This window comes from Luteolibacter luteus, from assembly GCF_012913485.1.
In the GTDB taxonomy this organism is placed as follows: Bacteria; Verrucomicrobiota; Verrucomicrobiia; order Verrucomicrobiales; family Akkermansiaceae; genus Haloferula; species Haloferula lutea.
On the sequence record NZ_CP051774.1, the window covers coordinates 5,865,601 to 5,884,291 of the forward strand.

An 18,691-nucleotide genomic window follows, 5' to 3' on the forward strand; every position below is an offset into this window, starting at 1 on the left:
TCTCAGTTCGGAATTTCCGGCGGAGTGAAGGCGGGAAGCTGTTGCTGCTGCTTCGGACCTGCGGGCAGGGCGACTTCGCCGCGGTCGATGCGGCCAAGCATGTCGATGAAGGCGTCTTCCAGATTGCGCTGCTCCTTGTGGAACTCCGTGATCTTCACGCCGTCCTTGACCATGCGAGCCAGGACCTCCGCGGCACGTGCGGGATCGGTGGTTTCGATGCGGATGCGACCGCCGGCCTTCCGGGATTCGAGGAACTCCACGTGCGGGTTGATCACGCACCAATCTGCCACGGCTTGGGGATCGCCCAGCACTTGCACGTCATAGAGCATGCCACCCGCGGAGTCGGTGCCTTGCTTCAATGTCTCCGCATCCCCATGGTGGACGATACGCCCGCCATTCACGAAAAGCAGGGAATCGCACATCTCACCGAGTTCGGAGAGGATGTGGGAGGAGATGAAGATCGTCTTCCCTTCCTGTGCCAGCACGCGGATCAAGTGTTTCAACTCCACGCGCGCCTTGGGGTCGAGGCCTGCGGCGGGCTCGTCCATGATCAGCACCTGCGGGTCGTGCAGCAAGGCGCGGCCCAGACAGAGCCGCTGGGTCATGCCCTTTGAGAGCTTGTTCGAAAAGCGATCTGCCAGGGGGATGAGGTCGGTGAATTCCATCACTTCCTGGACGCGGGTCTTCCGTTCCTTGCCATGGTAACCGAAGGCCCGGGCATAGAAGTCCAAGTACTCCAGCACCGTCATGTGCTCGTAGTTGCCAAAGTGGTCGGGCATCCAGCCGATGAGGCGGCGGACTTCCTCGGGGTGGTGCACCACATTGATCCCGCAGATCTCGGCCACGCCCATCGTGGGATAGTCGAGCGAGGCGAGGATGCGCATGGTGGTGGTCTTCCCGGCACCGTTTGCACCGACGAAGCCGCAGACCGAACCATGGGGGATCTCGAAACTGATCCCGTTCACCGCCTTCAGTTGCCCGAAGTAGCGGTAGAGATTGTGAACTTTGATGGCGGGAGCTTCGCTCATGGCTGGGCAATCGGTCCGGTGATGTAAGTGCGCGTCTCCTGCCAATCGATTCCGTCGTAGGTTTCGATGCCGGGGGCCTTCTCGCTGAAAGCGATGAAATGGTTGGGTCGCGAGGGCAGGGAGTTGTCCTTGTTTTTGATCAGGGCCTTGCGGGCGCGTTGGGAAAGCTGGTTGGCCGCGTCGTTGACGAAGCCCTCCATCACGGAAGGGTCGATGCTGGTGCAGGTGAAGGCTTTCCCGGGTTCGATGTTCTCGGCGAACCATGTGCCGCCGCTAGCATCGCGGAAGTAGAGGCTTTTCACCGGAAACTCGAAGGTCGAGAGCAGTGAGGGCGTGCCGGCGAGGCTGCGGGCTTCGATCCGGCCGCGCGTGGGGATCACGGCGCGGACAAGCTGGCCTTGCTCCGAACGGCTCTGGAACCAATCTCCGGAGACCTGCAGCTTGCCATCGCGGAAGTTCGCCTCGTAGCGCATGCCATTGCCCCAGTTCTGGTCGGTCAGGCGGGCCCACTGGTTGTTCCCGCTATCCAGCACTACCGGTGTGATGGCGGCAGGCTCGGTCACGGTGAAAGCTGCCCCGGTCAGAACCCCGGTACGGCTGACCTGCTCCTGCATGATGTAGGCGGAATTCTCCCCATTGTCCGGTCTCACTTCCATCAGGACGACCCGTGCACCGCGTCCGCCGAAGCCATCGATGATGATGATCAAGCCTACCAGAAGCACGCTGGTGCCGAGGGCGATGAGCGGTGTGGTGATGAAAAGACGATGGCGCCGCCCGGATTTCGCAAAGACGAAGAGGTTCACCGGGCCTACAAGGACCCCGAAGGCGACCAAGATGAGGATGAAGAGCGTGTAATTGTAACGCTGCTCCCCGAAGGTCGTCTTCAGCGGCCAGGAGCCGCGGAAATCATCTCGCACCGACGAAATGACGGTGGGCAGATTCGACGTGGAGTCGAAAAGCTTCACCGTGGCGGCCGGGTCCAGCTTGAGATCGGCCGGATTGACCGGGACGATGCTGATGGTGCCGAAGCTGCGATCCGCTTCCTTGGCAGTGCTGCCTTCCGAGATGCCGAGGCTCGCGAGATTCGAACTACTGGAAAGGGCGTAGATGACCAGCTGCCCGCCCATGCGGTTCCAGCGCAGGATCGCATTCCGTGCACCGGGAGTCATGTCGGTCCAGTCCTTGTCGGTCATGCCGAGGCCGTCGTAGCCGGAGTAGGCGCGCCAATCCTCCGGCATCTTGGTCGCGGTGAAGCGGCCGGCGAAGACCTCCGCACCGCGGGACATGTGGCGGTAGTGGGGGGATCCCGAGGAACCACCGGTTTGCAACTCGTTGTCGAGCGAGGAGGCATTGGGAGTGAAAAGCGGCTCGCTGAGCAGGACCGCGGGCTGGCCGTCGGAGTAGGTTGCGGACAGGCTGCCGCTTGCGGTGCCAAAGGTGCCGCTCATCCGGAGATTCATGGTCACGGTGCCATCGCCGCGGCTGTAGTCGAGCAGCGAGGGGCAGGGGACCAGGATGTCGTGGAGGGTGGCTTGCTCGGCGGGTGCTTCCAGCGTGAAGGTGGAATTCAGCGTGCTGCCATTATCGAATCCGCCGGTAGTGCAAGTGGTGCTGATCTCCAGTTTTCCCGTTTGATCGGAGCCGTTGTTTACGGAGATGCGGACCGGCACGAATCCGCCCGGCGAGGGACGGTTGAAAAGGGCGTCCGCTTCGATCCGGACCTTCAGCTTCGGATCTGGGGCTTGGATGAAGAGGTTCTCCTGTGCCGCGAGGGGCGCGGCAAACAAGGTGGCGAGCAAGAGGGCGCGCAGGAGCATGGGCAGCGTCGAATGGGGCTCGGATCGATCAGGCCGTGGTGACCGGCTTCAAGGTCTTCGGCGTGGCACCGCCTTGGAAGGGAACTTCCTCGATCAAGGCGCGGACGATGTCGTTGTTCGTGAGGCCTTCCACGCGGGCATTGTATTCCAGCACGATGCGGTGGCGGAGCACTGCCGGGGCCACGAAACGAACGTCCTCGAAGGAGGCGTGCGGGCGCTCGTTCATCAGCGCGCGGGCCTTCGCCGCGGAGGCGAGGGAAAGCGCGGCACGGGGGCTGGCACCATAGCGGATGCCGCGCGCGGCATTGCTCTGGCCCGGGTGCGTGGCGTCGACCAAGCGGGCGATGTAGTTTGCCACCACGTCCGGCAGATAGATGCGGCGGACGAGATTGAGAACTTCATCCAAGGTAGAGGCATCCATGATGGAATCCACCACCGGCTCCGTGCCAAGTTCGCGCTGGGTCACGATGCGCTCGAGGGTATCCACGTTGTTGCGCATCACCTCGAGCTTGAAGAGGAAGCGGTCGAGCTGGGCTTCCGGCAGCGGGTAGGTGCCTTCCAGTTCGATGGGGTTCTGCGTGGCCAGCACGAAGAAAGGGCGGGGAAGATCGTGGGTCTCGCCCAGCACGGTCACGCGGCGCTCCTGCATGGCTTCGAGCAGGGCGGACTGGGTCTTTGGCGAGGCGCGGTTGATTTCGTCCGCCAGCACGATGTTTGTGAACAAGGGACCGGGCTGGAAGACGAAGGCACGGCGGCCGTCAATTTCCTGAAGGACGGGGTTGCCGGTAATGTCACCGGGCAGAAGGTCCGGGGTGAACTGCACGCGCTTGGTTTCCAGGCGCAGGGTTTTGGAGAGGCCCTTCACGAGTTCCGTCTTTCCGAGACCCGGCAGACCTTCGAGCAGGATGTGGCCGCGGGCGAGGACCCCGGTGAGAACCAGATCGATCAACTCCTCCTGTCCAAAAAGGACCTGATTGAGGGCGGCGGAGAGCGAGCGGATGTGCTTTCCGGCGGAGATGACTTCGGTTTCGGAGGCGTATTCCATGATAACGGGATTCTAACCGGTTTGTACCTTCACCGGTGTATCGGAAAACCGCATGAAGATGCCATGAAAAATCCACTGTGAACCGGGAATGCCGGTGGAAATCTCATGTTTCAAATGAGTTGTATGCGCGGGGTGTTTACAGGAGGGGGCTGGATCCCGGATTTCGGGGCGGTTAACGGAATTCAGGTAGCGGCTTGGATACGTCCAAGTGTCTAATATTAAGACATTAATCGCCGGCGAACTTCCATACCCTCCGGTACCTTCTAGATCTCGAAGCTCTCGCCCAGCACCGCCACGTCGATGGCTCCGTCGTGTTCGTTGACCAGCGCAGCTTTCAATGATGCGGCGCGCTCCGGCTCCCCGTGGACGAGCCAGACCTGCTTCTTCGGTCCGGTGATGCGGTGGAACCAATCCATGAGCTCGGAGTGGTCGGCGTGGCCGGAGAAAGAATCGACGGCTTCGATGGAGGCTCGGACGGTGACCGGCTTGCCGAAGATATTCACTTGGGGACGGCCATCGCGGATGGCGCGTCCGAGGGTATTGTCCGCGCAGTAGCCTACGAAAAGGACGGTATTCCGCGGGTCGTCCAAGCCGTTTTTCAGGTGGTGGCGGATGCGGCCTGCCTCGCACATGCCGGAGGCGGAGATGATGATGCAGGGGCCCTCGACTTCATTGAGTTTTTTCGAATCATTCACCGCACGGATCAGGTGGAGATCCGGGAAGAGGAAGGGGTCGTTCTTGTCCTCGAAGAGGAACTTGTAGACGGTCTCGTTGAAGCATTCCGGATGGATCCGGAAGATCTCGGTGGCATTTACCGCGAGGGGGCTATCCACATAGACCGGCACGGGACGGAGTTTCCCGGTGTGGAAGAGCTGATTCAGGATGTAGAGGATGGCTTGCGTGCGCTCGACGGCGAAGGCGGGGATCATCACCTTGCCGCGGCGGGCGAGGGCTTCATTCAGGATCTCGCCAAACTCATCCGTGGCTCCGGTGGGCAGGCTGTGCTCGCGGCCACCGTAGGTGCTTTCCATCAGGACGTAATCCACGTCACGGACCACCGCGGGATCACGCAGGATCTCATTGCCGCCACGGCCGATGTCTCCGGAGAAAAGGAAGCGCTTCTTTTTGCCGCCATCCTCATGGTCGACGACTTCTAACAGAACCTGAGCGGCGCCGAGGATGTGACCGGCGTCGTAGAAGGTAAGTGTGACGCCATCCGAGATCATCATTGGGCGCTCGTAGCCGAGGGTGACGAACTGGCGGAGGCATTTTTCCGCATCCTCGCGGACATAGAGTGGCTTCACCGGAGGCAGTCCGTCCTTGGCGCGGTCCTTGTTGAGGTACTCGGTGTCCTGCTCCTGGATGTGCGCGCTGTCCGCGAGCATGATCTGGCAGAGGTCCCGCGTCGCGAAGGTGGCGAAGATATTGCCGCTGAAGCCTTGCTTGCAAAGGTTGGGAAGATTGCCGCTGTGGTCGATGTGGGCGTGGGAGAGGACCACGATGTCGATCTGCTTCGGATCGAAGTGGGGGAACTTGCAGTTCACCTCGTAGCTTTCCTCGCGGTGTCCCTGATAAAGCCCGCAATCGAGCAGGATGCGTTTGCCGTTGATCTCAAGCAGGTGCTGGGAACCGGTGGTGGTGCCGGCGGCACCGCAGAATTTGAGTTTCATGGCGGATGAAAAGTCGGAGGAAAGGGGCTTCGGGTTTGTTAGGAACAAACACGGCTTTGGGGCGGAGGGAAATGGGAAAATGCCCGGTGGAATCCGGGGGGGCAGGAGGATTTCCGCGGAGTTCCGGAAGCTTGCGAAACCTATGCAAATGGATAGGAAGGATATCCGCCTTCTTACCCGTAGAATCCGCCGATGCGAAAACCCCTTGGCCTCCTCTTGCTGTTGATCACGCCAATGGCGCGAGGGGCGGAAAAGTTGTCTTATAACCGGGATATCCGGCCCGTGCTTTCAAAGAATTGTTTTTCCTGCCACGGACCGGACGAGCACGGGCGGGAGGGGGAGCTGCGCCTTGATCTTGAGGCCTCCGCACATACCGGCGGTGAATCGGGGGATCCGGCGATCGTGCCGGGGAAGCCCGATCAATCCCTGCTGGTGAAGCGCATTTTTCACAAGAGCGCAAAGAAGTTGATGCCGCCCTCGGACAGCCACAAGGAACTCAGCGAGGCCGAGCGGGAGTTGCTGAAGCGCTGGGTGGAGGAGGGCGCGGTTTATGAGGGACACTGGGCTTTCCAAGCGCCGGTGAAGCCGGAATTGCCGGATGGCTCCGATGCGAACCCGATTGATCGATTCGTCGCGGGAAAGCTTGCGAAGGACGGACTGAGGCTTTCTCCGGAAGCTGACCGTCGGACGCTCTTGCGGAGGCTGAGCTTTGATCTTATCGGGCTTCCGCCCACGCCGGAGGAACTCGCCGCTTTCGAGGCGGATACGGCGGAGGGCGCTTACGAACGACAGGTGGATCGCTTGCTGGCATCTCCCCACTTCGGGGAACAGCAGGCGGTGGCATGGCTGGATGGCGCCCGCTATGCGGATACGAATGGCTATTCGATCGACGGTGGACGCCACCAGTGGCTGTGGCGCGATTGGGTGATCAAGGCCTTCAATGATAACAAGCCCTACGACGTCTTCCTAACTGAACAGCTCGCGGGTGATCTGCTGCCGAATGCCAACGAGCAGCAGCAGGTTGCGAGCGGCTTCAACCGCAACAACGCGAACACCCACGAGGGTGGGACGATCGCGGAGGAAAACCTGGTAAACTATGTAGCCGACCGGGTGAAGACCACTTCGGAGCTCTTCATGGGCCTGACGATGGCTTGCGCGCAGTGCCACGATCACAAGTTCGACCCCGTGTCGCAGCGCGATTACTATCGCTTCTTCGCTTTCTTCAATACGGCGGATGATGCCGCACACGATGGCGATGGCGGCGTGAATTCGCGTCCATCGATTCAAGCCCGGAGTTGCTTGTCGACACCCCAGGAAACGGAGACGGTGAAGGCGGAGTTCGAGGCTGCACGAGCCAAGCTGGCCGCACCGGATGCGGAAGGCTTGGCGGCTTGGGAAAGCGAGAATCGCGCGGATCTGGAGAGCGCAGGAAAGGAGTTCACGCTGCTGCCGCTCGTCGCGGAATCCGCTACTTCCCCGAACGGAAATCCCGAACGTATCAGCATCCAGCCGGATGGTTCGGTAAGTATCGCGGGTGGCGACTACGCGGCTTATAATGTGATGTGCCGCCTGCCGCTCGACAAGGGGCCGTTGCAGGGACTGCGCGTGGAGTTTCTTCCGACGGATGCTTCCCAGGGCAAACTGGGCTTCAGCGGTATCGGCGGACTTGAGCAGAATCTGGTGATGAGCACGATCACCACCTCGGTGAGCTCCTTTCCTGCGCTCAATGTGGACTTGAATGCAAGCCTGCCGATGGCACGCATCTCCGCCAGCGCTTCGCAGGACGGCTATGGGCCGGAAAAGGTGCGGGATACCACGCCAACGAATGGCTGGGCTCCGCCAACCGGTTCGACGATACCCCAGCATCTCACGGTGACCTTCGGGAAGCCGGTGGATCCGGTGAAGTCGCCCTATCTGACCACCGAGTTGATGTTCAACTTTGGAGGGAGCGCTTCACCCGCGCGGTTTCGGATCTACGCATTCACGGGCAGTGACGATGGATCACCACATCCGGAAGACATCACGGCGATGCTGCGCGCGGGTGCCGATGGCAGGACCCCGGAACAGCAGGTGCGAATGGAATCGTACTATCGTGCGTTCTCCCCGGCGAAGGCGGCACTGCGTTACCAAGTGGCCGCCTTGGAAGAGCGGCTCTCGGTGCTGGAGCAGCCGCATTCGGTAATGGTGATGAATACCTCCGCGAATCCTCGCGTGACGCGGATTCTCGATCGCGGCGTCTATTCCTCCCCGAAGGAAGAAGTGAAGCCCGGCACGCCCGGATCGCTGCCTGTGTTGGAAGAGCCGGCGGATCGTCCTTTGAATCGTCTCGACCTCGCGCACTGGATGACGCGGCCGGATCACCCGTTGACCGCTCGGGTGCAGGTGAATCGGACTTGGGAAGCCTTCTTCGGAAAGGGGCTGGCCTCATCGTCTGCCGACTTCGGGATACAATCGACGCTGCCGGTACATCAGGATCTTCTGGATTGGCTGGCCACGGACTTCGTGGCGAAGGGATGGGACATGAAGGTGCTGATTCGCGGCATGGTGACCTCCCGGACCTATCGGCAGACTGCCGTGGCATCTGCGGAATTGTTGAAGAAGGATCCTCGCAATGAGTTGCTGGCCCGCGGCCCGCGCTTCCGCCTGAGTGCGGAACAGATCCGGGATCAGGCCTTGATGGTGTCCGGTTTGTTGGTGGATCGCTTGGGCGGACCGAGCGTGAGGCCTTACCAACCCGGTGACTTGTGGCGGCAGATCTCGCATTACGGATCGAGCCCGGCGACTTCGCAGACCTTCGTGCAGGACCATGGTGAGAAGCTCTACCGCCGCTCGCTCTACACATACTGGAAGCGCACGCTACCACCGGTGAATCTGGCAGTCTTCGATGCCCCGAATCGCGAGGTCTGCGCGATCGGCCGAGCTTCAACAAATACGCCGCTGCAGGCGCTGGTGACCTTGAACGATCCGCAATTCGTGGAGGCTGCGCGCTTCCTCGCGGGGGAGATCGCGGCCGGTAGCGGAAGCGATGACCAGAAACTTTCCCGGGGCTTTGTCAAAGTCACCGGACGCGCTCCGGTGGCGGATGAACTCGCGGTGCTCCGCGGTTCGCTCGAGCGGGAACGAGAACGATATCGTAGTGATCCAAGCGCCGCTGCCGAGGTGCTTGCGGTGGGTGAAGCTCCGGTGGGCAAGCCTATCAATCCTATCGAACATGCGGCGCTGACGCAGGTCTGCACGCTTCTCCTGAATCTTTCCGAAACCCTGACCCGTCCTTGAGAAACGCGATGAACGCACCCCTTTTGTTAGATCGCCGCGCCTTCCTTGGCCGCTCCGCCTGCGGGATTGGAAGCATCGCGCTGCACAGCCTGCTCGCGGAGAGCATGTCGATGGCCGCGCGCGGTGAGGAAGTCAGTCCGGGGATGTTCCGCTCCTTTGCTCCGAAGGCGAAACGGGTGATCTTCCTTTTCCAATCCGGCGGGCCCTCGCACATGGACCTCTTCGACGGCAAGGACGCTCTGGACAAACTGCACGGCACGAACTTGCCGGACTCCGTGAGATCCGGGCAGCGGGTGACGGGGATGACCTCGGGACAATCCAGTTTTCCAGTGCTGAAACCGATCTCTCCGGGCAAGGCTTGTGGTCCTTCCGGCGTGTGGATTTCGGATCTGCTCCCATGGACGCAGAAGATTGCGGGCGATATCTGCGTGGTGCGGTCGATGCACACGGAGGCGATCAATCATGACCCTGCGATCACGCTGGCGAATACCGGATCGATGCAGCTCGGCCATGCCTCGGCAGGAGCCTGGGTGAGCTATGGTTTGGGGAGCGAGAACAAGAATTTCCCGGCCTTCATGGTGCTGATTTCCCAAGGCACGGGAAAGAATCCGGACCAGCCGATCTTCTCCCGCTTGTGGGGCAGCGGCTATTTGCCATCGCAGCATCAGGGCGTGATCCTCGGTGCGGGCAAGGAGCCGGTGCTTTATCTGGATAATCCGAAGGGCGTGACGCGTCCGCAGCGTCGGGCGGCGCTGGACGATCTGGCCGCGTTGAATACGCGCTTCGGTGAGCAGGCGGTGGACCCGGAAACGATGGCTCGGATCCATGCCTATGAGATGGCTTTCCGGATGCAGGCCTCGGTGCCGGAGTTGACGGATCTCTCGGGAGAGAGTGAGGAGACGCTTGAACTCTATGGACCGGAGGTCCGGAAGCCGGGAACCTACGCGGCGAACTGTCTGCTGGCCCGGCGTCTGGCGGAGCGGGATGTCCGCTTCATCCAGCTCTTCCACCGCGGTTGGGACCAGCACGTGGCGATCACACGGCAACTCCCGAACCAGTGCCGTGATACTGACCAGCCTTCGGCTGCGCTGGTAATGGATCTGAAACGCCGTGGTCTGCTGGAGGATACCCTGGTGATCTGGGGCGGTGAGTTCGGGCGGACCGTGTACTCCCAAGGTGCGCTTGGCAGTGCTTCCTCCGGACGGGATCACCATGGCCGTTGCTTCTCGGTGTGGCTCGCGGGTGCCGGCATCAAGCCGGGCTACGTGCACGGTGAGACAGATGACTTCTGCTGGAACATCACGAAGGACCCGGTGCATTTGCGTGACCTCCATGCGACCATGCTCCAGCAACTTGGCATCGACCACAACAAGCTGGTCTTCCCGTATCGCGGGCTGGACCAGAAGCTCACCGGCGTGGAGCCGGCCAAGGTGGTGGAGGGAATCCTAGCCTAGAGTTCCTTCTCGAAGACCTGCGAGTCCCTGCCGCTGTCCTCAAGCAATTTGCGGCGGCTGGCGGGGAGGGTGGCGGGATCGCGGCGGGTGTAGTGCACGCGTTGCTCGAAGAAATCGGCGGCGCGGGTGGTGAGGGCGAAGACCTTTGGCAGGCCCCGCTTCCGAGCGGCGTCCTCGGCGTGATGCACCAGATCGACGCCGTAGCCGCGGCCTTCGTGGTTCATTTTCACGTAGAGGCAGGCAACCTCAGCGGTGTGCTCCCCGATATATTCGTGGAGGGCAACGCAGCCGACGACGTTGTCGTCGATGGTCATCACGAAGTAGTCGCCGATCTTCGCGAGGATGTCCTCGTAGGTGCGCGCGACGAGCTTCGTACGGCGGACCGAGCGGCCGATCATGCCGAGCAGCTCGGGGATGTCTTCCTCGCGCAGCGGACGGATGTCGCGATAGCTGTCGGCGTGGACCATGGTGCCGACGCCTTCGTTCGAGAAGAGTTCGTCCACCAGGACGCCTTGGCGGCGGCCATTGAGGACATGGACACGGGGCACGCCGCGGCGGCAGGCTTCGGCGGCGGCTTCGAGAAGATGGGCACCGGTCACGGTTCCGGAGGCGGCCAAGGTGGAAGCTTCGGAAGCGCGGACAGCGGGAACCGGCTCGCCATCGATAAGGATGGCTTCCTCCAGCAAGGCGATCAGCTTTAACGCGCCGATCCCGAGCGTGAAGTCGACCACCTTCGGGTCGAGCGGATCTTGGAACGAGGCATCCGCCACGACGGTCTGGCCGCGGGCGAGGATGGCTTTTGCCTCCTCGATCGCACCTTCTTCACCGAGCGGGCGGCTAAGGCGTGCGGACATGATCTCGCACTCCAGGGTCCAATCGTAGAGGTCTTTGATGTCTCCGCCGAGCACGCCGAGGATGAGCTTCACGCCCACGTCCTCCATTGCCGCGAGATCGAGCAGGGTTTCCGCGATGGCGGGTTCCGGCAGGAGGCCAGCGTCGATCAAGACCACGAAAATTTTTCCGCGGAACTGCGGAACATACTGGAGAACTGCCCTGACGTCACCTTGGTCGGCCACGCCGGATTTTTAGCAGAGACGGGCGGGGGCGCAATGGCAGGTTACGGGGATGCGAGTGCTATCGGGAAAGGCAGCTTCGCGGATGGATTGATCGTAGAAAAGGAACGGACGGGTACGGTTTATTGTGGCGGTGGGATCTCGCCTTTTCGAGGCTTCCAGGTTTTGACCAGAGCCAAGCCGATCAGGTTGAAGACCTGAGCCACCATGAGGCAGGCGAGGCCGCTGCCGGGACGAGAATGCGGGTCCCAGTGAGCAAGTGCCAAGCCGGTGAATCCCGCGGTGCTCAGCAAGGCAAGCGCCAGAGCGAGCCCGTGAAAGACCTTTGACGACTTGTAGACCGGCATCAGAAAGGGAGAGGCCAGCAGTAGCAGGGGAATCATCAGGAAGGCTGTCAGAGCGATCACAAGCTTCCCGGAATCGATTCCAATTAGCTCGGGGTGTTTCGCGATAGCGGCGATTTCCACCCAGAACCTCCAGCCGCGATATCGGTCGCCCCGTTCGAAAGGGAGAAAATGGAAGGCGACAAAGAAGACCGGGGCTACCGAGAGGAAAATCAGAGCCAGTCCATTGAGAGTTTCGTTCCGGCGCGACATAGCGGAGATGGGTGAACTCGGAGCACGCTGGTCCGGAGGCCAAGGTCCGCGATCAAAGCACCCCTCACGATGGCGTGAAGCCATTTCTGCAAGACGCGCAAACGGTTCGCGGGAGGCCACCTGTTCCGCCTGTTATAACAGGGAAAATAACAGGTGATCCGGCGGAAGTCTGCGCCGGATCATCGGGAGAGGAAGCGGACACGGAAGAAGCGACATGGGCAAAATATACCCCGTCGCCCGCCATTGTGGCACTTCTTCGAGTGGTCCCCGTCGGGGCTTTTGGAGCGGATCATTTGACCCTGCTCCCGAGTTTGTGAAACCCGTATCGCGCCGGATGAGGTTCTTGGCCGCGCCTTAGTTCAGCAGCGCCTGGATCGGGGCCGGATACACGCCGATCACGATCACGGCGAGGGTCAGACCGATCAGGCAGTAACGCGTGATCTGGGGCAGGACCAGCGGCTTGCTGCCATCGGCCGGGACTTCCCACCACATCGCGCGGATCAGCTTGAAGTAGTAGTAGAAACCGGCGGCGGCACCGACCACGGCGAGAGCGATGCACCACCAGAGACCGGCGCTAGCGGCCAGCTGGAAGACGAAGAGCTTGCCGAGGAATCCGGCGGTAAGCGGCACACCGGCCATGGCAGCCATGATCACGGTAAGGCCGAGCGCGAGGGTCGGATTGCGCTTGCCGAGGCCATTGAAGGCGTCGATCTGCTCGGAACCGTCCTGAATGCGCACCTGAGCCAGCACGAAGAAGCTGGCGAGGGTCATCAGCAGATAGGTGGCGAGATAGAAGGAAACGGTGCCGATCGAGCCGAGCTGGTTGGCGCTATCACCCTTCCATGATGCGAGCGCGAGGACGAGGAAACCGGCGTGCGAGATCGAGGAGTAAGCGAGCAGTCGCTTGAAGTTGGTCTGGGCGATCGCGGCAAGGTTGCCGAAAAGAAGCGTGGCACCGGCCATGATCGCAAGCATCAGAGTGACGTGCGAGGCTACCGGCGAGCCGGGCTGGAGCAGAGGATCGAGGAAGCGGATCAGGAGAATGAAGCCCGCGGCCTTCGAGCCAACGGAGAGGAAAGCGGTGGTTGGGGTCGGTGCGCCTTGATAGACGTCCGGGATCCAGACCTGCATCGGCACGGCACCGATCTTGAAGCCGAGGGCGATCAGGACGAGGGCGATGCCGAAGAGGAGCGGGGCGGTCTGGGTGATGGTGCCGACCTTCGCACCGATTTCCACAAGGCTCATGGTGCCGGTGGCACCGTAGATCCAGGCGATGCCGTAGACCAGGAAGCCGGTGCTCAGAGCACCGAGGATGAGGTATTTCACACCCGCTTCGAGCGAACCGACATTGCGGCGCAGGAAGGAGACGAGGATGTAGAAGGTGATAGTGACCAGTTCGAGTGCGACAAAGGCACCGGCCAGATCCTTCGCGGAGGCCATCCACATCATGCCGGCGCAGGCGAAGACGGGCAGCGCGTAGTATTCACCGGTGCCGGCTTCCGAGCCCGGATGATCGGTGAAGCGGGAAAGAACCGAGCGGAAATCGAGGGACATCAGCACCACCAGGATGGTGCAGACCAGCGCGAAGCCCTTGTAGAAGCGCGCGAGGTTGTCGAAGGCGTAGAAATTCCAAAGCGGCCACTTGGCCCATGCCGCATCCGGCTTCGCATCCGGTCCGATCGCGTAGAACGAGAGGATCAGGATGAAGGTCAGGCCAGCGGCTGCGGAGAAGCCCACGAGCTTCTTCGAGTTGCTGGGACCGAAAGCTTCCAGCATCAGCAGGGCAAGGCCGAGCGTGACGGTCAGGGCTTCGAGGTAGTAGGCGGGCATGGTGAGGAAAATGACTAATGACTAAGCACTAATTTCGAAACAGAAGTGCGCGCCGCGTTATTTGAGGAGATTCAGAAGGAGGTTCGGATACAGGCCGACGGCGAGTAGCGCGACAGCGAGCAGCACGGCCGGGATGCGGTCGGCGAGCGTCAGGTCGGCGGCGCCGTCGGTGGCCTTCACGGACTCGCCTTGGAAGATCCGGCGGTAGGCGCGGAGCATGTAGACGGCGCTAATCACCACACCCCAGATGGCGAGGATGCAAGCGATCTGGACAGGGCCGAGACCGGCAGCAGGGCTGTAGTTCTGGAAGGCGGAGAGGAAGACCATCACTTCACCTGCGAAGTTCGCGAGGCCCGGAAGGCCGATGGAGGCCATACCGACCATGCCGAAAAGGAAAGCGAGGCTCGGGGCCGACTTGGCGAGGCCGCCGAGATCGGTCAGTTCCAAGGTGCCGGTGCTGCGCTCGATCTTGTCGGCGAGGCCGAAGAGCATCGCGATCGAGATACCGTGACCGAACATCAGCAGGATGGCGGCGGGCTGGGCGATCGAGTTCATCTGGCCATTGGCAGTCGCGGCGGCGAGCGCGGCGATAGCCAGGAAGATGTAGCCCATGTGCATCACGGAAGAGTTACCAAGCAGCAGGTCGAGGCGCTTCTGGTTGATGGTCACGAGGCCCACCCAGAGGATGTTGCCAAGAAGGAGAACCAGCAGCGGGACCAGCCAGGCATTCAGGCCCTCCGGCACGAGCGGGATGGCGAGGCGAAGCAGACCGTAGAGACCGAACTTCTTCAGCACGCCCGCGTGAAGCATGGAGGTCGGGGCCGGAGCGCTTGCGTAAGCCGGGGCGGCCCAGGAGTGGAAGGGGAAGAGGGAGACGAGAACGCCGAAGCCGAGAACGAGGAGTCCGGCGATGCCCTTCTGGGTGGCGGAGTCGATGACCAGCGAGCCTTCCTTGGCAGCCTTCACCATCGTCGGGATGTCGAAGGTGCCAGCCACGTTCGCCAGCCACACAAGGCCCGCGAGCAGGATGATCGAGCCGAAGCCGAGGTAGATCGTGATCTTCCATGCCGCATCCTTGCGGTCACCGCGGCCGAGGATGCCGATCATCAGGAAGGTCGGGATCAGCGCGAGTTCGTGGAATGCGTAGAAGAAGAAGAGGTCCGTGGCGGCGAAGGCACCGATGGCACCAGCAGAGATCAGCAGGGAGGAGCCGTAGTAGAGCTTCTCACGACCTTCCGGAGCCTTGCCGGAAAGCAGGGCGGCCATGGTGACGATCACCGAAAGCAGCACCATGATGGCGCTCATGCCATCCAGGGCAAAGGACAGGTGCAGCGCGGGCTTCTGGAGCACCGGGAGGGACATGGCCCACATGCTGGCCTTCCAGGTGAAGGCGGCCCAGAGGCCAAGCACGAGGTTGGCAGCGCCCGCGGCGATGGCGGTCTGGCGTGCAGGTGCTCCGGCGAGCATCGCGATGAAAGCGACGAGCGGGATCAGGACGAGAAGCGAAAGCATGGCAGGAAAGGGAAAGTGATTCGGGAACTAGCGGAGGCTCACTTTCAGAACACCGTGAAGTAGATGACGAGGATCACACCGAGGCCGAAGGCAAAGGCGTAGCCTTGGAGATTGCCGGACTGCACGCGGCGGAAAAGGCCGCCGAAGCTTTCGGCGATACGGCCGGAGCCGCCGACGATCAGGCCGTTGATCAGGAACTCATCGAAGAAGTGGATGATGGCCGCGAAGGCATCCTGGAAATACCTTACGATCACGTTGTCGTAGAGATCGTCGATCTTGAAGCGGTCGCGGAAGAAGGGGATCGAGATGGGATCCTTGTCCTTGCCGGAGTAGAGGACGAAGCCGGCGACGACCCCAAGGATCACGGCAGTGATGGAGGTCATCGGCACGAGACCGCTGAAGTGGAAGAGGTGCTCCGGGGCTTCGTAGACCGGGGCCAGCTTGCTGGCGATGGCCGGATAGCCCGCGATCAGGCCGAGAACGCCGAGGATGACGAGCGGGACGAACATCAGCGGACCAACCTCATGGGCATGACCGGATTCCTCGGTGCGGGTCTTACCGAGGAAGGTAACCACGAAGAGGCGGGTCATGTAGAAGGCGGTGAGCAGGGCGACGGCGGCAGCCACCCAGAAGAGCCCGGAAAGGCGCGGGTGATGATGAGCGGCTTCGAGGATTTGCTCCTTCGAGAAGAAACCGGCGGTGCCAGGGACCGCGATCAGCGCGAGATAGCCAGCGAGGAAGGTGAGCGTTGTGATCGGCATCTTCTTGGCGAGGCCGCCCATGTTCCAGATGTCCTGTTCATGGTGGCAGGCGTAGATGATCGCGCCGGAACCAAGGAAGAGCAGCGCCTTGAACCAAGCGTGCGTGAAGAGGTGGAACATGCCTGCCTCACCGTGCAGGAGGCCCACGGCCATCACCATGTAGCCGAGCTGGGAAAGGGTCGAGTAGGCGAGGACACGCTTGATGTCGTTCTGCTGCGTGGCCATCAGCGCGGCGCAGAGCGAGGTGACGCCACCGACGATCGCGATGGTATCGCCCGCGAAGTTATCGAAGGCCGCGGTGCCGATCGAGAGCTGGACGCGGAAGAGCATGTAGACACCGGCGGCGACCATCGTCGCGGCGTGGATCAGGGCGGACACCGGGGTGGGGCCTTCCATGGCGTCCGGAAGCCAGACATGGAGCGGCATCTGGGCGGACTTGCCGACCGCACCGCAGAAGACACAGAGCAGGGCGGCGCCGAGCACACCGGTGGAGACGCCGGCGGGGATCTCCATGTTGTCGAAGGTCAGCGTGCCGGTGATGCCCCAGAGCATCAGGATGCCGATCATGAAGCCGAAGTCACCGACGCGGTTGGTAATGAAGGCCTTCTTCGCTGCATCTGCCGCGGAGGGTTTCTGATACCAGTGGCCGACCAGAAGGTAGGAACTCAGACCCACAAGCTCCCAGAACATGAAGGTCATGATGAAGTTCGACGACAGGACGATGCCCGTCATCGAGAACATGAAGAGCGAGAGGCAGGTGAAGTAACGGGCCTTCGCGCTGTCATCCGCCATGTAGGCCAGCGAGAATACATGGACCAGCAGGCCGATGCCGGTGACCACCACCATCATGCCTGTGGAGAGCTGGTCGAGCTTGATGCCCAGCTCGATCGAGAAGTTGCCGACCGTGGCCCACTTCAGCGGGGCGATGACATCCGTCTTGCCCAGGAGCATCAGGGAGATCGCGAAGGTGATCGCCACCGAGACGACGGAGACCATCGAAGCGATGAAAGCGTTCCGCTTCAAATAGAGCTGGTTCGCCGCAGCGGCGACCAGGGGCAGGAACAGGAGGATCCAAGCTTGGTTCATGGGTGCCTGGTGGAATTCGGAAGGAAAGGATTGAGAAAAGTAGCCGCTAGGTTCCCGGAGCGCTTAGCCGCGCATGCTGGTGAGGTCCTCGGTATTGATCGTCTGCCGTGCACGGTAGAGTGCGACGATAATCGCGAGGCCGACAGCCACTTCGGCTGCTGCGACCGTGATCACGAAGAAGACCAACATCTGGCCATTGTAATCGGGCAGGCCGTTCGTGCCCTTGAAACGGGAGAAGGCCACCAAGGTGAGGTTCGCGGCGCTGAGCATCAGCTCCAGGCACATGAAGACCACGATGATGTTCCGGCGCAGGACAACACCAGCGAGACCAATGGCGAAGAGGAGGCCGGAAACGAGAAGATAGGAATGCAGCGTGGCCATGGCTCAGGTGGTCTGGCGTTTGGAAAGGACGACAACGCCGATGGTGGCGACGAGGAGAAGCACGCCGACGATCTGCAGCGGCAGGTTGTATCCCTTGAAAAGCACGTCACCGATGAGGTTCACGTCGGGCAGGTGGCCTTCCGCGAGCTTGCTGGAGATGCCCGGGCTGACATCGGCGTAGGCCGTGGACGCGGCAGCGAGGTCCAAGGGCTTGGACTCAAGATTCGGAGACTTCGAAAGGATGCCGATGAGCTGGATGGTGAAGGCCAGCACGATGCCGACACCGCCGAGGATGGGAGCCAGCTTGGGCGTGCGCTTTTGCTCGGCCTGCAAGTCGAGGAGCATGATGATGAAGATGAACAACACCATGATCGCACCGGCATAGACGAGGATCTGGATGATCCCGACGAAGAAGGCATTCAGCCCGATGAAGAGCCCGGAGAGGCCGACAAAGGAGGCGACCATCGAGAGCGCGGACGCGACCGGATTCCGCAGCGAGACCACCGCGATGCCGCCAATCAGCATCACGAGTGCAAAGAACCAAAACAGAGCCAGAGGCATGGGAAATTGGGAGATTGAGAAATTGGGATCCTACTTCAGCTCGTTCCACTTGTTGACGAGTCCGACGCGGACGCCGCCGATCTCGTAGAGCTTCTCCTTGTCGTGGACCATGTCCGCGCGCTTCAAGCCGGTGATGGCGTAGTCCTTGCGAAGGAAAATGGCCTGCTCCGGGCAGACTTCCTCGCACATGCCGCAGTAGATGCAGCGGATCATGTCGATATCGAACTCGAGCGGGCGTTTCTCGACCTTCGCCCACGGATCGTCGGAAGGGATCTCGCTCGGGGTGATCTTGATCGCCTTCGGCGGGCAGATGAATTCGCAGAGCTGGCAAGATACGCAGCGCTCCCGGCCTTGCTCATCGGTCACCAGTGCGGGTGCACCGCGGTAGTGCTCGGGAAGGTGCTCATCCCACTTTTGCTCGGGATACTGCATCGTGACACCGAGGCCGGAGGACTCCAGATCCTTCGCGCCACGGCTCTTGCCGCGCAGCGAGTCGATCGCGTGCTTCATCGTGATGAAGAAGCCTTTGACCACGGCACCGAGGTAGATCTTCTCCCCGGCGCTCAGCTTCGGGCGTGTGACTTTGACGACAGCCATTGGT

The 18,691-nt window shown here is 61.6% G+C and carries 14 protein-coding genes; 2 read left to right on the forward strand and 12 right to left on the reverse strand.

The genetic code is table 11. The features are described from left to right. Positions 1-2: 2 nt before the first annotated feature. The 4 genes from HHL09_RS24195 to HHL09_RS24210 all read right to left on the reverse strand — a co-directional run bounded on the left by HHL09_RS24195 (position 3) and on the right by HHL09_RS24210 (position 5,560). Complete coding sequence (locus HHL09_RS24195) at positions 3-1,028, reverse strand: ABC transporter ATP-binding protein (protein WP_169457234.1); 1,026 nt, start codon at positions 1,026-1,028, stop codon at positions 3-5. Beyond that, positions 1,025-2,845 (reverse strand): hypothetical protein, encoded by a 1,821-nt coding sequence (locus HHL09_RS24200; RefSeq protein WP_169457235.1) that lies wholly within the window; start codon positions 2,843-2,845, stop codon positions 1,025-1,027. The genes HHL09_RS24195 and HHL09_RS24200 overlap by 4 nt, the downstream gene beginning before the upstream one ends. A 28-nt stretch (positions 2,846-2,873) precedes the next feature. Next, the gene (locus tag HHL09_RS24205) at positions 2,874-3,890 is read right to left on the reverse strand and encodes an AAA family ATPase (protein WP_169457236.1); all 1,017 of its coding nucleotides are present in this window, start codon (positions 3,888-3,890) and stop codon (positions 2,874-2,876) included. Positions 3,891-4,153: 263 nt separating this feature from the next. Then, the gene (locus tag HHL09_RS24210) at positions 4,154-5,560 is read right to left on the reverse strand and encodes an MBL fold metallo-hydrolase RNA specificity domain-containing protein (protein ID WP_169457237.1); all 1,407 of its coding nucleotides are present in this window, start codon (positions 5,558-5,560) and stop codon (positions 4,154-4,156) included. A gap of 282 nt (positions 5,561-5,842) precedes the next feature. On the opposite strand from HHL09_RS24210, the gene HHL09_RS24215 reads away from it, so the two are divergent. Continuing rightward, entirely contained in the window at positions 5,843-8,836 is a 2,994-nt protein-coding gene (locus HHL09_RS24215) for a DUF1553 domain-containing protein (RefSeq protein ID WP_169457238.1), read from the forward strand. 8 nt (positions 8,837-8,844) lie between these two features. After that, entirely contained in the window at positions 8,845-10,290 is a 1,446-nt protein-coding gene (locus HHL09_RS24220) for a DUF1501 domain-containing protein (protein ID WP_169457239.1), read from the forward strand. Here the strand turns inward: HHL09_RS24220 and HHL09_RS24225 are convergent. The 8 genes from HHL09_RS24225 to HHL09_RS24260 form a co-directional block, all read right to left on the reverse strand. Continuing rightward, a complete protein-coding gene (locus HHL09_RS24225) occupies positions 10,287-11,366 on the reverse strand; it encodes a GNAT family N-acetyltransferase (RefSeq protein WP_169457240.1) in 1,080 nt (359 codons plus the stop codon). The genes HHL09_RS24220 and HHL09_RS24225 overlap by 4 nt on opposite strands. A gap of 119 nt (positions 11,367-11,485) precedes the next feature. Next, positions 11,486-11,959 carry a hypothetical protein gene (locus tag HHL09_RS24230; protein ID WP_169457241.1) on the reverse strand — a complete coding sequence of 158 codons (474 nt, stop codon included), beginning with the start codon at positions 11,957-11,959 and terminating at the stop codon, positions 11,486-11,488. 354 nt (positions 11,960-12,313) lie between these two features. Continuing rightward, a complete protein-coding gene (locus tag HHL09_RS24235) occupies positions 12,314-13,789 on the reverse strand; it encodes an NADH-quinone oxidoreductase subunit N (protein WP_169457242.1) in 1,476 nt (491 codons plus the stop codon). Positions 13,790-13,846: 57 nt separating this feature from the next. Continuing rightward, a complete protein-coding gene (locus tag HHL09_RS24240) occupies positions 13,847-15,301 on the reverse strand; it encodes a complex I subunit 4 family protein (protein WP_169457243.1) in 1,455 nt (484 codons plus the stop codon). A 44-nt stretch (positions 15,302-15,345) separates the two neighbouring features. Next, complete coding sequence (gene nuoL / locus HHL09_RS24245; protein ID WP_169457244.1) at positions 15,346-17,148, reverse strand: NADH-quinone oxidoreductase subunit L; 1,803 nt, start codon at positions 17,146-17,148, stop codon at positions 15,346-15,348. A 63-nt stretch (positions 17,149-17,211) separates the two neighbouring features. Then, a complete protein-coding gene (gene nuoK / locus HHL09_RS24250; RefSeq protein WP_169457245.1) occupies positions 17,212-17,529 on the reverse strand; it encodes an NADH-quinone oxidoreductase subunit NuoK in 318 nt (105 codons plus the stop codon). Between the two features lie 3 nt (positions 17,530-17,532). Then, the gene (locus HHL09_RS24255) at positions 17,533-18,090 is read right to left on the reverse strand and encodes an NADH-quinone oxidoreductase subunit J family protein (protein ID WP_169457246.1); all 558 of its coding nucleotides are present in this window, start codon (positions 18,088-18,090) and stop codon (positions 17,533-17,535) included. A 30-nt stretch (positions 18,091-18,120) separates the two neighbouring features. Beyond that, a complete protein-coding gene (locus tag HHL09_RS24260) occupies positions 18,121-18,687 on the reverse strand; it encodes a NuoI/complex I 23 kDa subunit family protein (RefSeq protein ID WP_169457247.1) in 567 nt (188 codons plus the stop codon). Between the last annotated feature and the right edge of the window lie 4 nt (positions 18,688-18,691).

Excerpts from the sequence above, each read along its gene's own strand:
- HHL09_RS24195 (WP_169457234.1), bottom strand. The coding sequence starts at position 1,028 with ATGAGCGAAGCTCCCGCCATCAAAGTTCACAATCTCTACCGCTACTTC.
- HHL09_RS24200 (WP_169457235.1), bottom strand. The coding sequence starts at position 2,845 with ATGCTCCTGCGCGCCCTCTTGCTCGCCACCTTGTTTGCCGCGCCCCTC.
- HHL09_RS24205 (WP_169457236.1), bottom strand. The coding sequence starts at position 3,890 with ATGGAATACGCCTCCGAAACCGAAGTCATCTCCGCCGGAAAGCACATC.
- HHL09_RS24210 (WP_169457237.1), bottom strand. The coding sequence starts at position 5,560 with ATGAAACTCAAATTCTGCGGTGCCGCCGGCACCACCACCGGTTCCCAG.
- HHL09_RS24220 (WP_169457239.1), top strand. The coding sequence starts at position 8,845 with ATGAACGCACCCCTTTTGTTAGATCGCCGCGCCTTCCTTGGCCGCTCC.
- HHL09_RS24230 (WP_169457241.1), bottom strand. The coding sequence starts at position 11,959 with ATGTCGCGCCGGAACGAAACTCTCAATGGACTGGCTCTGATTTTCCTC.
- HHL09_RS24235 (WP_169457242.1), bottom strand. The coding sequence starts at position 13,789 with ATGCCCGCCTACTACCTCGAAGCCCTGACCGTCACGCTCGGCCTTGCC.
- HHL09_RS24240 (WP_169457243.1), bottom strand. The coding sequence starts at position 15,301 with ATGCTTTCGCTTCTCGTCCTGATCCCGCTCGTCGCTTTCATCGCGATG.
- nuoL (WP_169457244.1), bottom strand. The coding sequence starts at position 17,148 with ATGAACCAAGCTTGGATCCTCCTGTTCCTGCCCCTGGTCGCCGCTGCG.
- nuoK (WP_169457245.1), bottom strand. The coding sequence starts at position 17,529 with ATGGCCACGCTGCATTCCTATCTTCTCGTTTCCGGCCTCCTCTTCGCC.
- HHL09_RS24255 (WP_169457246.1), bottom strand. The coding sequence starts at position 18,090 with ATGCCTCTGGCTCTGTTTTGGTTCTTTGCACTCGTGATGCTGATTGGC.
- HHL09_RS24260 (WP_169457247.1), bottom strand. The coding sequence starts at position 18,687 with ATGGCTGTCGTCAAAGTCACACGCCCGAAGCTGAGCGCCGGGGAGAAG.